The organism is Polynucleobacter sp. MWH-Aus1W21 (assembly GCF_018687275.1).
In the GTDB taxonomy this organism is placed as follows: domain Bacteria; phylum Pseudomonadota; class Gammaproteobacteria; order Burkholderiales; family Burkholderiaceae; genus Polynucleobacter.
Window position 1 is genome coordinate 1,317,623 of sequence record NZ_CP061287.1, and the last position, 13,781, is coordinate 1,331,403.

The window sequence follows — 13,781 nt, forward strand, 5'->3', positions numbered from 1 at the left end:
TATTAAAAAAGCCCCTAAGTAAATCTAGGGGCTTTTTTATTACATCAGCATTACCGCTGAGTCTGTATCCAAATCTTAGTGCTTCATCGCTCCGCCATGACCTGCACCTGGGTTACCCATCGCATTTACAGGCATCTTTACCTCTACTTCGCCTGCTTTAGCAAATTTGAGTTTGACTGGAACAGTTTCACCAGCAGCCAATGGCGCCTTAATATTCATGAACATGAGATGTAAACCGCCTGGTTTCAATTCTACGGCGCCACCAGCAGGGACAGCGATATCTTTTACCTGACGCATTTTCATAACATTGCCATCCATTGCCATTTCGTGCAATTGCACTTCACCAGCAACTGGTGAGCTAGCAGATACCAATTGATCGGCAGAGCCCTTGTTCTCAATTTTCATAAAGCCGCCAGCTACTTGTTGCCCAGGAACGGTTGCACGGGTATAAGCACCCTCAATTTTGATCGCATTCGTTGTCACCGTTTTAGAGACGCCTTGTGCTAAGACTGCGCCAGCCATTGCTACGCCAGTAACAATAAATAACGCTTTCGATAGAGTTGATTTCATTTCTGTATTCTCCTAGTTAGTATTTATATGGGGTTGGCATGCGCGTTGACTATGACTTGCTGCCCATGAAGCTTTGCAACTTCTGAAAATCTACCCCGCCAGTTTTCCGAGTAGCTTTGCCGACCTTATCAATCATGATCGTTGTAGGGGTTTCTCCATGCCACTGCGGGTCAATCTCATAACGTAAGCGCTCATCAAATGGAGTGGCAACATAATAATTATTTGCCTTATCCAAACCCGCCTTAGTCAGCATTTTTTTAATTGCATCTTGAGAAACATCATCAACCTGAATAAAGACCACTTTTGCATTTGGATTTTTTTTAAGAAATTGACCCCACTGCGGCATCTCTTTGACGCACGCTGGGCAGGTAACACCCCAAAAATGCACTGCCAGTGGCGCGCCATTGCTTGCTTTAGTTATAGACTTCCAATCTCCTGCTTGATAGGGCTTCAAAGTAGCTGTATCTGCCTGCGCCAGACCAACGACAGAAAGAAATAAGGTAAAGAAGATTGCTGACCAAAACCGCTTCATTGCTTTTGTCCAATATTCATTAATTGATAGCCATCGTCACGCGTTAACCAAGATAAAAATACTTCGTTCCCTCTATCTAATAACAGGGGATGATCGCTGTACCCAACGGTACTTGCCAATATTTTAGGTGAACTCCAGTTGCCACCATCATCTATAGACTCTTTCAGAAAGACCGAAGACTTCTTGCCATCAAATTCTTTCCATGCCAGCCATACTTTCTGACCTGAGGAATAAAGATAGGGTCTTGCAACGTTAGCCCCTTCTGCGCCTACCCTACTTGGTCTTGAGTAAGTCAACCCCTGATTGCTAGAGTTCGCATAGAACACGCCAGAACGCTTACTACCCTGCGTATACCAAGCAACATGGAATTTTCCGGTACCAGAAATAGCAATAGATGGACCGTGATGTGGGCATGCATCGGTTTTCCAATCATCGACAGCGACTTTACGAACGGACTCAGCACCCTTACTGGAGATCACTTGAGAAGCCTGGTCTCGTATACCGCCAGGAAAGATAGCTCGGTAGATAATAACTGGCTGGTCTTGTGGATCTAGTGCTGCGCCAATACGACAGCACTCACAACTACTCTCATTAGCAAAATACTCCGCCTGAAATGTCTTGCCGCCATCTCGAGAAGTTGAATAGGCAATGGAACCGCCCAAGCGCTTTTCGCCGCCCTGCTTTGCTGCTGCAACTAAACGTTTATCAATCCATGAGATAAAGATATTGCCATCTGGCTTTATCAGAACCGATGGGAAGCGCTGACTCGAGCCATCATTTACCAGTGAGGCTGGCGCGGTAAAAGTATTACCCCCATCCTCAGACCGAGCAGTATTAATTTGCGCATTCCAGTTGGAGTCTTTAAAGAAGCTATAGGCTAGAAATACATTACCATTTTTTTCGGAAACAATTTGTGGTCTTGCATCACTACCAGTATCAAGCGATTTACCATGATCAGCAATTTTGACTGCAGGCAAAAAGGTTTTCCCCAAGTCCATTGATTGGGCCACAGAAACCACCCCATTAGCAGTCCATGCCAAGAGTAACTTTCCATCCTGGCTGAAGAATGGCGTTGCAGCATTTGCGCACTCCAAACCAGACCCACTACATACTGCAGGTTTTATGGACGAACCACCCATGGGCGATGAGTGGTTCGCCTGAGAAAATACCACTTCAATCGAACCAAATCCAAGGGCCACCGCAAGAATCCATCTGGCGGTAAAGCATTTCATGAGGTGACGATTAATAAGATTCACCATCAAAATACTACACGAGCACCCACAGTGATAACCTGAGGCGAGCCTAATGTGTAACTAGTATTGCTGCCACCGGTTCCAAACGTGTTGTATTGACGATTAAACAAATTGATTGCAGATGCATAAATCGTCGTGTTTTTGGAAGCCTCATAGTTTGCACGTAACCCAACCACAGCATAAGAAGCCACCGGCAAAGTATTGGAAGTATTAAGCCAAGAGCTACCGACATAACGCACATTGGCAGTCAAGCTCGCATTAGGCACTGGATAGTAAGTAATTCCTCCACCCAATATATTTTGCGGAACACCGCCTACTTGTTTACCCGTTGGGTCACTTGTAGCACTCATGGTTAGCTGGGTACTAGTAAATGCATAGTTCGCATCAGTAGCCCATTTAGAGTTAATGTCGTGATGGAACTGGAACTCGATACCTTGACTTAGAAGGTTTTGATTATTGGTGTAGTAACTGATATTTTTTGAATTACAAATACCTACATTTCCAGTTCCAGCCAAGGGGTTCCCTGTGGCGCCACAAAGACTTCTAGCTAAGGCTACGTCGCTTGAGCTTTGGCTTGAAAGGCTGTAGGTTGCAACTGCATTCTGAATATAGTTATTAAATGCTGTTAATTGCGCAAAGCCGCCCTTCCAGCGGTAGTCTGTTCCAACTTCATAACCAGTCATGGTTTCAGGCGTCAAATTAGGGTTAGCAAAACTATAGCCACTTGAGGATCCATAGGAACGCAAAGTGTTATTTAAACCAGGCGCGTGAAAAGCCTGATAGGCTGCCGTTCTTAAATCCCAATTATTTGACAGATTGTATAAAAAGCCTAAGGTTGGACTGAGCTGAGTTTTGCTTTGATTGGGGATACTTTGATATGCAGGATTCATGCCATTTGCACCAGCGTTATAACTAGTAGGCGTTTGACTACTCCATTGGTCAACACGAACTGCTAGGGTGGTTTCAAGAGGCATCATTTGAGCCTTAGACTTTAGTTGACCCAATAGACCTAAAAATGTTTGCTGGCCTTGCCCGTAGTTGACTGCTGCAACAGTGCCATTATTGTTTAGGTTATTGGTCAAATTAGACCCTGCAATATTTCTAGCATCCACGCCAACCAAATATTGATCTATCGCTCCGGTTAAATCTTGAGTGAATTGAGCTGATGCACCTACAGTGTTGTAGGGGTCTTTGTAGTTAGCATTAATGTAGGGTGTATTAGCTGCAATATTATTTGATCTCGTGGTCGTGGTTGAGCCATTTTGCTTATTAAAGTTCGTATTCTCGTAAAAGAAATTGACATCAACCTTAGCCTTGTCTGCCAACTTTGTCGTAGATCCCGCGGCAACATCCGTCTCTTGCATGATGTTTGTAGCGAAGTTATACCCCGAGGATAAATCGGACATAGTGTGATAACCCACGCGAAAGAAACCATTGGTATCTTGAGTAGCCTTAAAGTATCCCTGCAGACGAAAGTTAGAATTGTGGGAACTACCATCACCTTGGCCATTTTTAATGCTGCTAGAAGATGCAGGGGCTAGTGTGGAAATATTTTGATATCCATTGGTATTGAAATAGTCCGCAGAAAATCTTAATTGCAAGGATTCTGACGCGATGATATCTTTAGATGCGGCTACGTTATAGGTTCCAAAAGAGCCGATACTTGCAGACGCATCTTGTTGACTATTAACAGGTGTTTTAGTCTTAATGTTAATGACGCCACCCATGCCGTAGTTACCCCACAAGCTAGAAACGCCACCACGAATAAACTCAACAGAGTCAATGGCTGACATAGGCACCAAATTCCATTGGACTGTGCCATAGAAAGCATCATTAGCAGGCAACCCATCGATCAGAACCAGTGTTCGCGCGTTTCCAAGACCACGCACGTTAATACTTTGACCGGTGGGATCCTTTTGATAGTAAGGTGTGTCATTCAAAATGACGCCAGGTACATTCTTTAAGACTTGATCAATTGTCTGATCCGGCGATATCTCCAGCGCCTCTTTGGTAAGGATCGTGGTGTTTAAGGGGATCTCATCCAATGGGGTGCCTGAGCGGGTGGCTGTTACGGTCACGCTCTTTAACTTCTGGTCGTAGTCTGGCGGTGGCGCAATTTGCGCTTGCGCATTAATAAGTACTGAACCAAATAACATGCCTACGCATGCACTGATTTTCTTTTGCTGAAATAACATTTACTACTCCACTTGATAACACGGCAACGTATTGATGAAATCGTTGCCAACTACATAGCTAGGCTATGCCCTAAATTTAATTAGGCGTTTACTGGTGGAGCTGCTGAGGGGGGTGTTACCCAAACTGCGAGTGGTTTGGGTGATTGATAGAAAAGCGCTGGCAGCAAAGCTAAAGTTTGTGGCGCTTGGAATGTGAGATTGGTATTAAAGGCTGGTGTGATGCTATTTTGAGCTACGCAATAAGGACATGGTTGAGCTTGCTCTGCTACCTCTTGCTCATCACCCTGCACTTGAATCTGCATCTTGTTACCATCCACCGAACAAATCTCCATTGCAAAACCTTGGCCATGCTTGGAAAGCGAAACCGCTTGAGAAACAGCAGGCGCAAGCGCGCTCATTGCGATTGCAAATGCGGCAATCCAGTGAATGAGGCGGTTTTTATGGAGATTCATGATGGGAGAATTTTATCGGAATTTTTTATTTCTTTTATTTCTTGTATGAAAAAAGGGGCTGACGCCCCTTTTTCCTGTGAAATCGCTATTTCTAGCGAGTTACTTATGCTGCTGCAGACTTTTTCTTGCCTACAAACTTGCCAATCAATGGCCAGAAGAGGAGCAATAAAGCCAAAGATGTAATGCCGCCTACCAATGGGTTAGAGAAGAAAATATCTAAGCTACCCTGTGAGAACAACATGGATTGACGGAATGAATCTTCTGCACGGTCACCCAATACCAAGGCCAAGACCATTGGGGCCATTGGGTAGTCGAGTTTCTTGAAAACATAACCAAGAACACCGAAGCCCATCATCAACCAAACGTCAAACATAGCGTTATGAACGGTGTATGCACCAACCGCACAAATCACAATAATGACTGGTGCAATGATTGAGAACGGAATTCTCAAGATGGAAGCAAACAGTGGCACGCAAGTTAATACAACAAACAAGCCGGCCAAGTTACCCAAGTACATACTAGCGATCAAGCCCCAAACAAAGTCTGGCTTCTCTACGAAAAGCAAAGGACCAGGTTGTAAACCCCAGATCAACAAGCCACCGAGCAATACCGCTGCTGTAGGTGAACCTGGAATACCGAGAGACAACATTGGGAGGAGTGCTGCAGTACCAGCAGCGTGAGCTGCAGTTTCTGGAGCAACAATACCTTCCATCTTGCCGGTACCAAACTTATCACCTTCTTTGGATACACGCTTAGCAACGCCGTAAGCCATGAAAGAAGCAGGTGTTGCACCGCCTGGAGTAATACCCATCCAGCAACCAATTAAGCAGCTGCGTAATGAAGTAGCCCAGTATTTAGGCAATTGCTTCCAGGTTTCCCAAACCACTTTGCCGCGAATCTTCGCTGCTGCACCTTGGAATGCCAAGCCTTCTTCCATTGACAAGAGAATCTCACCGATACCGAACAAACCGATCACTGCGATCAAGAAGTCAAAGCCACGCATCAATTCTGGATTACCGAATGTCAAGCGCAATTGGCCAGTAACGGTATCCATACCAACAGTAGCCAAAGCAAAGCCCAACATCATTGCAGAAATGGTCTTAAATGGCGAACCCTTATTCATACCCACAAAACTACAGAAGGTAAGCAGGTAGACCGAGAAGAATTCTGGCGGACCGAATTGGAGTGCGAACTTTGCAACCAATGGTGCCAAGAAGGTAATCATCACGATCGCAAAGAAAGCGCCTACGAAAGAAGATGTGAAGGCTGCAGTCAATGCTTCGCCAGCTTTACCATTACGGGCCATTGGATAACCGTCAAAGGTTGTCGCAACAGACCATGGCTCGCCGGGAATATTAAACAGGACCGATGTGATCGCTCCGCCGAACAACGCACCCCAGTAAATACAGGAGAGCATGATGATCGCGGAAGTTGGTGGCATTGTGAATGTCAACGGCAACAGAATCGCAATACCGTTTGCACCACCTAAACCTGGCAACACGCCGATGATCACACCAAGTGTTACACCAACCAACATTAACAGCAAGTTAAAGGGTGTCATTGCAACGGCAAAGCCGTTGAATAGAGCGCTAATTTCTTCCAACTTGAACTCCTTATTTAATCTTTTTTAATAGTTATTCTTTTTTATTGCACACCCAAGAATTCGAGCGGGTTAAACCAGGCGCCGTGTGGCAATGGAACTTGGAACCAGTACTCAAACATTAGGTAGAGGGCAGCGCTCACACCAACAGACACAGCAACAGCCTTCCAAATTGGGTACTTGCCCAGCCACACCATAAAGATTGCGATGTAGAGAGCAGCAGAAACATAAATACCAATCAGTTGCACGCCCAATACAAACACAGTCGCTGGCAGAAGCACGGCCATAACTTGCTTTAATGGCTCGCTATCGACAAATGACTCTGTTTTCTTTTTCTTATTAACGATCGCTGCTTGGTAAAGAGTGACTGTGCTTGAAAGCAGAATAATCAAGCTAATGTAGAAAGGGAAATATCCTGCCTCAGGGCCGTCAGCACCCCAGCTAGCGCCTAACTTCAAGCTACCCACCATCACTGTCAGGCCAATCGCCAAAAATACGAGCGAAGTGATGATATCCATCGCTCTAACGCTGATTGCTGATTCTTGATTTGAATTATTTGTATGTTCTGACATTTTTATATTTTTAATAAAGTTGATTAACGCACTTACTTAAAAAATAGGACCCCCAATTGGAGATCCTATTTTGCTTTCACAAAATTACTTAGCCAAGAATCCAGCTTCAGACATCAATTGCTTGTGTAAAGCCTCATTCAATGTAAGCCAGTTTCTAAATTCTTTACCAGTCATGAATGTTTGATTGAATGCGCCATCAGCCATAAATTTTTTCCACTCTGGTGTAGCACGAACCTTCTTGAATAGGTCGATGTAGAAATCAACCTGCTCTTGACTTACACCAGGAGCCATGAAGATGCCGCGCAACATGACATAGTCTGTTGGAACACCAACTTCTTTACAAGTTGGTACGTCATACCATGACTGAGTATCAGTAACCTTCTCTTTGTATGGCATACGTGTGTCATCAAATACGCACAATGCACGCAACTTATTAGCACGCCACTGAGCTACTGCCTCAATAGGATTGTTTACTGATGAATCAATGTGATTACCAACGAGTTGCACAGCCACATCGCCTCCCCCTTTAAATGGGATGTAGGTGAATTTCGCGCCTGTAGCCTTCTCCAAGGCAACTGTGATGATCTGATCTTCTTGCTTGGATCCAGTACCACCCATTTTGAATTTACCTGGACCAGCTGCTTTAGCTGCGTCGATATATTCCTTAGCAGTTTTATACGGCTTGTCAGCGTTGTCCCACAAAACGAATTGGTCAAGCGCCAACATCGCTACTGGAGTAATGTCTTGCCAGTTAAATGGCACGCCAGTTGCTAATGGAGTGGTGAATAAGTTTGAAAGCGTGATGATGATTTTATTTGGATCGCCTTTGGCTTCTTTCATTGCCAAGAAACCTTCTGCGCCAGCACCTGCACCCTTATTCACAGGAATAACAGCCTGCTTCATCAAATTGTTTTTAGTGATAATGCCCTGAATCATACGAGCCATTTGGTCAGCACCGCCGCCAGGACCAGCCGGGATGATGAACTCAACGGGTTTATTTGGTTCCCACGCTGCAAATGCAGGTGATACGCCAGCAACACCAAGGGCTAATGCTGTAGAAATCAATGCACCTTTAAATTTCATCTTCATAAGATATGTCTCCAAAAAATGGTTAACCAATTTAATTTGGCTTATTTGTTGTGTGAGTGATTTTTAAACAAGATGTGCCAGTAAAACTTGACTACCATCAATAATTTCGCAATCGATTCACACGGGCTTCTGAAATCTAGTAGAAACCCTGATAACTCAAGCCAAAGACCGTAGATAGTGTACTTACATCAGAGATAAAAAACTGCATTTAATGCACGAAAAATGCACATTTTTAAAAGGTCTTTAATGCAAATTATTGTTAAGGGTTTTCCCTTAACATGACCGCAGAATACCGCTGCTTAACGGAAGCGATCGAGAAGCTTCTTGCTGACTTTATCCAGTTGCGTGGAGTCTTTAATCAAAAACTGCAAACCATTCGAGTCGGCAATCAGCAAGGTATTACCAGCAATCCTACGAATATCTTCTTCGCCTTTAAGGCGTATACGTGTTGGTCCACGATCAGTTTCGATATCCCAAATACTTGGTGTTGCAAAGGTTGAGACTTTGGTAATTTTTTCAATGGCCGGCATGAACTCACGTTCAGCCAACTCTTCTTCAATCAATCCAAGCTCAGCCTCAGAAATCGCAGCCATGTTTGGAAACCAGCAAAGCTCTTTACCGGATTGATTCATGATGCCAATACCTGCGCCAGGCGCAGTAATCGGAAAGGCTCTGACAGGATGCACGCCAATATGACGCTCGCCCTTCTTATCAATAAAGACTAGACGGCCTAGCGCATCACGTTCGAGTTGATGAGTGGATTGATTGATTTTCGTCATACCCCACCCCCAATTTTCTTAGCAACTTCTTCTAGCTTTTCTTCTTGCTGCTCTGCCTGCTCGTCTTCCAAGCTCTCACCAATAGCGCCGCCCTCAACCAACTCTGCTGCATGGCGTAACTGCGCCTGGTACAAGGTGTAATAAGCACCCTGAGCTTCCATTAATTGCTCGTGAGAGCCAATTTCAACAATCTCGCCTTTATCCAAGACGACTAAGCGATCTGCTTTTCTCAGAGTGGAAAGGCGGTGTGCAATCGCAATCGTAGTGCGGCCCTTAACTAGGTTATCCAAGGCGCGCTGAATTTCTTTTTCAGTTGTCGTGTCTACAGATGATGTTGCCTCATCCAAAATCAAAATGCTTGGATTAATTAGCAGTGCACGTGCGATAGAGATGCGCTGACGTTCGCCACCCGATAAAGACTGACCACGCTCACCAACCAGAGAGTCATAACCTAAGGGCAGGCGCAGAATAAATTCATGGGCATGCGCTGCACGTGCTGCTTCAATAATTTCTTCACGAGTCGCATCAGGCTTGCCGTAAGCAATATTCTCGGCAATCGTACCAAAGAATAAAAACGGTTCTTGCAATACCAAGCCAATGCGTTTGCGATAGTCAGAAATGGCGATGCTGCGAATATCACGCCCATCTAATGAAACAGAGCCAGAACTTACGTCATAGAAGCGGCAAATCAAGTTCACTAAGGTGCTTTTCCCTGAGCCGCTATGCCCTACCAAGCCAATCATTTCACCGGGAGCAATGTCCAAATCAATACCTTTGGTGACAGCGCGATTGCCGTAGCGGAAACCTACGCCACGCATCGAGATGCGGCCTTTGACCTCACCTAGAGGGGCTGGGTTGATAGGCTCTGGAACGCTGGAGACGTGATCGAGAATGTCAAAAATACGCTTAGCGCCCGCAGCTGCTTTTTGGGTATGCGAAACAATACGACTCATCGAATCGAGACGAATATAAAAACGTCCGATATATGCCAAGAAAGCAATCAAGACACCGACAGTGACCTTTTGATGTGCCACTTGCCAAATACCAAAACCCCACACGACTAGCAAACCAGTCTCTGTCAGCAATGTCACTGTAGGCGAGAATAATCCCCAAACACGATTCACACGATCATTGATTTGCAAGTTATGTTTATTGGAATCTACAAAGCGTTTGAGCTCACGATCTTCTTGTGCAAATGCTTTCACAACACGAATACCTGGGATGGTGTCAGCGAGGATGTTGGTTACTTCAGACCAAATACGATCAATCTTTTCAAATCCAAAACGAAGACGATCACGCACTACGTGAATCATCCAAATGATGAATGGTAATGGCGCCAAAGTAACCAATGCCAGTAAAGGATCGATGGATACCAAGATCGCGGCTGTCATAGTGATCATCAGCACATCGGTCGCAAAATCTAGTGCGTACAAAGACAAGAAAACGCAGATGCGATCAGTCTCTGCGCCGATACGTGCAATCAAGTCGCCTGTACGTTTGCCGCCAAAATATTCCAATGAGAGTTTGAGCAAATGCTCAAAGGTGGTATTTCGTAAGTCGGCGCCAATACGCTCACTCACCAAAGCAAGTAAATACGTTTTCCACCAACCCAAGCCCCATGCAACGATCGCAGCACCAAACAAAGCCAAGAGATACATGCTGGCCAAATGGAAATCGATTGGGTTGCCCTTCTCATATGGGATCAACACGTGATCCATTAAGGGCATTGTGAGATAAGGCGGAATTAATGTTGCTCCGGTGGATAACAGAGTCAATACAAAACCGAGCAGCAATTGTTTTTTGTATGGACGGGCAAAACGCCAGAGCTTAAATAATGTCCAGGTTGATGGTGGAGCGTCATCTTCAGGATCGCAAGTTGGGCAACTCTCCGAGTTCGCCGGCTTAGGGTTCAAGCATGCTGGACATACCTGCTTGTCGTACTCGCTAACCTCGCCACTACTAATCTCTTCGCCACGATTAAGCTGCTTAAAGCTCGATTGCAATCGAAGTACTTGTGGATTTACAGCTAAGGTGAAATTCCAAGACTTGAGTAACTTATCGTCTGTTTCTAGCCTTAGGTGCCCCACTCCTGCATGATCACCATGGACTAAGTGGGCGCCTTGACCCAATTGCCAAGATTCAAATACCTTGCCATCTGTCCAAAATAGACCCTCTTCACTGAGCAAAAGCAGGCTTTTTTCAAAGCGCAAATCCGCATCCAGATCGAACTCAACCCAAGCCAGCAGGGCATCAGGACTCTTTACTGGGGTGTTTTGGTTCGCTAAAACAGCCTCCCAAGAGCTTGGCAGCACGGGGGCAAAAGGTAAGATTTGTGGCTTCATTGACCTTAAAAGTATAGTGGAGCTGAATTATTTAGATTTATTGCTCCTGTCAACTTTAGGGGGGCAAAAGCCGTTAAATTGTCTACATAGGCTTTTTTATGTATTTTTGCTACTTTTGTGAGTTTTTCAATAACTACTAGAAACAGAGAGACTGTCTGACGCGTCAACGCCAAAACCTTGGCAACGGCCATCGCAACACAGCATATGCCCCAACTACTAGATAAATCCATCGAGATTCTGAGCGTTAAGCATCTCCGTGGCCCCAATATGTGGACCTACCATCCCGTTATAGAGGTTTGGGTCGATATTGGAGACTTAGAGGACTACCCCTCTAACCTCATTCCCGGCTTTTACGATCGCCTTGTTAAAGCAATGCCAAGCTTGGTTGAACATCGTTGTAGTTATGGCGAAACCGGCGGGTTCTTAAAGCGTGTTGAAGAAGGCACTTGGCCTGCTCACATCATGGAGCACCTGACGCTTGAGCTACAAAATTTAGCCGGCATCCCGGGTGGATTTGGCAAAGCACGCGACGGCGATCGTCGTGGCGTTTATAAAGTGATGGTTAGCGCCATCAATGAAGAGGTTACATTAACCGCCCTCAAATATGCGCGCGATCTTTACTTGGCTTTGGCACAAGACAACAGCGATTGCGTAGCTCTAGTACAAACCATCATCGAGAATTTACGAGGCCTTGGCGACGACCTTTTACTGGGCCCCAGTACTGCTTGCATTGTTAACGCTGCAGAAGAACGCGGCATTCCTTCGATTCGTTTATCAGAGGGTAACTTGGTGCAACTGGGCTACGGTGCTAAACAACGTCGTATCTGGACTGCTGAGACTGATCAAACAAGTGCCATTGCAGAAACGATTTCTCGTGACAAAGATTTAACCAAGAGCTTGCTGCGTAGCGCAGGCGTACCAACACCAGAAGGTAGAACTGTAACCAGCCCTGATGATGCATGGGAAGCAGCGCAAGACATCGGCTTGCCAGTAGTAGTCAAACCCATCGATGGTAATCATGGTCGTGGTGTCTTTATTAATCTTTATACCCAACAAGAAATTGAAGCTGCTTACGCAGTGGCAATTGATGAAGGTAGCGAAGTGTTAGTTGAACGTCATATTGTTGGCGATGAACATCGCTTGCTCGTTGTTGGCAATAAAGTTGTCGCTGCTGCAAAGGGTGAAACTGTTTGGGTTACTGGTGATGGTAAACATACCGTTCATGAACTCATTCAAATTCAGATTAACTCTGATCCACGTCGCGGCACTGCTGAGGAGCACCCTCTTAATCCCGTTCGCATTGACTCTGCAGTAGAGCTTGAACTAGCACGCCAACAATTAACTGACGATAGCATTCCTGCTATTGATCAGAAAGTATTAATTCAAAGTAATGGTAACGTTGCATTTGATGTCACTGATTTGATTCACCCAGATGTTGCTAGCCAAGTAGCGTTAGCTGCTCGTGTTGTTGGTCTAGAAATTGCCGGCGTAGATTTAGTCGCGCAAGATATTAGTAAGCCATTGGCAGACCAAAATGCCGCCATTGTTGAAGTCAATGCCGGTCCTGGTTTATTGATGCATTTAAAGCCCGCTAGCGGCAAACCACAGCCTGTTGGTAAAGAGATTGCCAATCACCTCTTCCCCCCAGGAGCAGACTTCCGCATCCCTGTGGTTGGTATTTGTGGTGAACGTGGCAAAACTCCTGTTGCCGAAATGATTGCGCACTTCTTGCGCCTAACCAACGTCTACGTTGGCATGTCTTGCAGCAAGGGCTTGTTCTTTGGCAGTCGCGCCATCCCTAATTCCAATGCGTCGAATTGGGAGAATGCCCGTCGCACACTCCTCAATCGCGCAGTAGAAGCAGTAGTCATTGAGAACAATCATTTATCAATGTTGATTGAAGGCTTGGCCTACGATCGCTGCCAGGTTGGCGTAGTACTGAATGTCGACCCCAAAGCCAACTTCCCGCAATACGCTATCTACGATGAAGATCAAGTCTTTAGCATTGTTCGCACACAAGTAGATGTTGTGCTACCAACAGGCGTAGCTGTTCTGAACGCAGATGATGCGATGTGTGTACAAATGGCCGAGCTGTGTGATGGCGAAGTGATCTTCTTTAGCGAGAATCCCGAATCCGAAATCATCAAGGCTCACCTACTGAATGGTGGTCGTGCAGTGACGATTGGTAAACAACAAATTACCCTGAAATCTAGCAAGCTGGATCAGAAATCCATTCCAGTGCCGCGTCACTCAGAAGCTAATAGCTCTACTCCTTGGAAAACTATGAATTTAGGCGCCGCGATTGCTGCAGCCTGGGCCTTAGAGATTCCGTTTAATGTTATCGAAGCGGGCGCAGAAACTTTTGTGCCTGACGCCACTACTGTTACAGGGGCTTAA

At 45.5% G+C, this 13,781-nt stretch carries 11 protein-coding genes and 1 pseudogene; 1 reads left to right on the plus strand and 11 read right to left on the minus strand.

The annotated features are described in order from the left end of the window. Positions 1–75: 75 nt before the first annotated feature. From ICW03_RS06780 to ICW03_RS06830, 11 genes are all read right to left on the minus strand, one after another. Positions 76–570 (minus strand): copper chaperone PCu(A)C, encoded by a 495-nt coding sequence (locus tag ICW03_RS06780; RefSeq protein WP_215346737.1) that lies wholly within the window; start codon positions 568–570, stop codon positions 76–78. A gap of 49 nt (positions 571–619) precedes the next feature. Then, positions 620–1,102 (minus strand): TlpA disulfide reductase family protein, encoded by a 483-nt coding sequence (locus ICW03_RS06785; protein WP_215346739.1) that lies wholly within the window; start codon positions 1,100–1,102, stop codon positions 620–622. After that, positions 1,099–2,334 carry a sialidase family protein gene (locus ICW03_RS06790; RefSeq protein ID WP_215346741.1) on the minus strand — a complete coding sequence of 412 codons (1,236 nt, stop codon included), beginning with the start codon at positions 2,332–2,334 and terminating at the stop codon, positions 1,099–1,101. The genes ICW03_RS06785 and ICW03_RS06790 overlap by 4 nt, the downstream gene beginning before the upstream one ends. A 26-nt stretch (positions 2,335–2,360) precedes the next feature. Then, positions 2,361–4,550 carry a TonB-dependent receptor gene (locus ICW03_RS06795; protein WP_215346743.1) on the minus strand — a complete coding sequence of 730 codons (2,190 nt, stop codon included), beginning with the start codon at positions 4,548–4,550 and terminating at the stop codon, positions 2,361–2,363. An 80-nt stretch (positions 4,551–4,630) separates the two neighbouring features. Beyond that, positions 4,631–5,002: a DUF2946 domain-containing protein gene (locus ICW03_RS06800; protein WP_215346745.1), complete on the minus strand. Its 372-nt coding sequence runs from the start codon at positions 5,000–5,002 to the stop codon at positions 4,631–4,633. A 103-nt stretch (positions 5,003–5,105) separates the two neighbouring features. Then, on the minus strand, positions 5,106–6,605 hold the full coding sequence (locus tag ICW03_RS06805; protein ID WP_215346747.1) for a tripartite tricarboxylate transporter permease: 1,500 nt from the start codon (positions 6,603–6,605) through the stop codon (positions 5,106–5,108). Positions 6,606–6,646: 41 nt separating this feature from the next. Next, a complete protein-coding gene (locus ICW03_RS06810) occupies positions 6,647–7,174 on the minus strand; it encodes a tripartite tricarboxylate transporter TctB family protein (RefSeq protein ID WP_215346749.1) in 528 nt (175 codons plus the stop codon). 84 nt (positions 7,175–7,258) lie between these two features. Further along, on the minus strand, positions 7,259–8,257 hold the full coding sequence (locus ICW03_RS06815) for a tripartite tricarboxylate transporter substrate binding protein (protein ID WP_215350240.1): 999 nt from the start codon (positions 8,255–8,257) through the stop codon (positions 7,259–7,261). Positions 8,258–8,562: 305 nt separating this feature from the next. Then, a complete protein-coding gene (locus ICW03_RS06820) occupies positions 8,563–9,042 on the minus strand; it encodes a DUF1854 domain-containing protein (RefSeq protein WP_215346751.1) in 480 nt (159 codons plus the stop codon). Continuing rightward, positions 9,039–11,384 (minus strand): ABC transporter ATP-binding protein, encoded by a 2,346-nt coding sequence (locus tag ICW03_RS06825; protein WP_215346753.1) that lies wholly within the window; start codon positions 11,382–11,384, stop codon positions 9,039–9,041. The genes ICW03_RS06820 and ICW03_RS06825 overlap by 4 nt, the downstream gene beginning before the upstream one ends. A gap of 5 nt (positions 11,385–11,389) precedes the next feature. Then, positions 11,390–11,575 (minus strand): hypothetical protein, encoded by a 186-nt coding sequence (locus ICW03_RS06830; RefSeq protein WP_215346755.1) that lies wholly within the window; start codon positions 11,573–11,575, stop codon positions 11,390–11,392. Positions 11,576–11,588: 13 nt separating this feature from the next. Between ICW03_RS06830 and cphA the strand changes: the two are divergent. Continuing rightward, positions 11,589–13,775: pseudogene (gene cphA, locus ICW03_RS06835) on the plus strand (cyanophycin synthetase); the annotation flags it as partial. Positions 13,776–13,781: the final 6 nt, after the last annotated feature.

What these genes read in the sequence shown, in the direction of transcription:
- ICW03_RS06825 (WP_215346753.1), bottom strand. Translation starts at nt 11,384, where the DNA reads ATGAAGCCACAAATCTTACCTTTTGCCCCCGTGCTGCCAAGCTCTTGG.
- ICW03_RS06815 (WP_215350240.1), bottom strand. Translation starts at nt 8,257, where the DNA reads ATGAAATTTAAAGGTGCATTGATTTCTACAGCATTAGCCCTTGGTGTT.
- ICW03_RS06780 (WP_215346737.1), bottom strand. Translation starts at nt 570, where the DNA reads ATGAAATCAACTCTATCGAAAGCGTTATTTATTGTTACTGGCGTAGCA.
- ICW03_RS06785 (WP_215346739.1), bottom strand. Translation starts at nt 1,102, where the DNA reads ATGAAGCGGTTTTGGTCAGCAATCTTCTTTACCTTATTTCTTTCTGTC.
- ICW03_RS06820 (WP_215346751.1), bottom strand. Translation starts at nt 9,042, where the DNA reads ATGACGAAAATCAATCAATCCACTCATCAACTCGAACGTGATGCGCTA.
- ICW03_RS06800 (WP_215346745.1), bottom strand. Translation starts at nt 5,002, where the DNA reads ATGAATCTCCATAAAAACCGCCTCATTCACTGGATTGCCGCATTTGCA.
- ICW03_RS06810 (WP_215346749.1), bottom strand. Translation starts at nt 7,174, where the DNA reads ATGTCAGAACATACAAATAATTCAAATCAAGAATCAGCAATCAGCGTT.
- ICW03_RS06795 (WP_215346743.1), bottom strand. Translation starts at nt 4,550, where the DNA reads ATGTTATTTCAGCAAAAGAAAATCAGTGCATGCGTAGGCATGTTATTT.
- ICW03_RS06830 (WP_215346755.1), bottom strand. Translation starts at nt 11,575, where the DNA reads ATGGCCGTTGCCAAGGTTTTGGCGTTGACGCGTCAGACAGTCTCTCTG.
- ICW03_RS06790 (WP_215346741.1), bottom strand. Translation starts at nt 2,334, where the DNA reads ATGAAATGCTTTACCGCCAGATGGATTCTTGCGGTGGCCCTTGGATTT.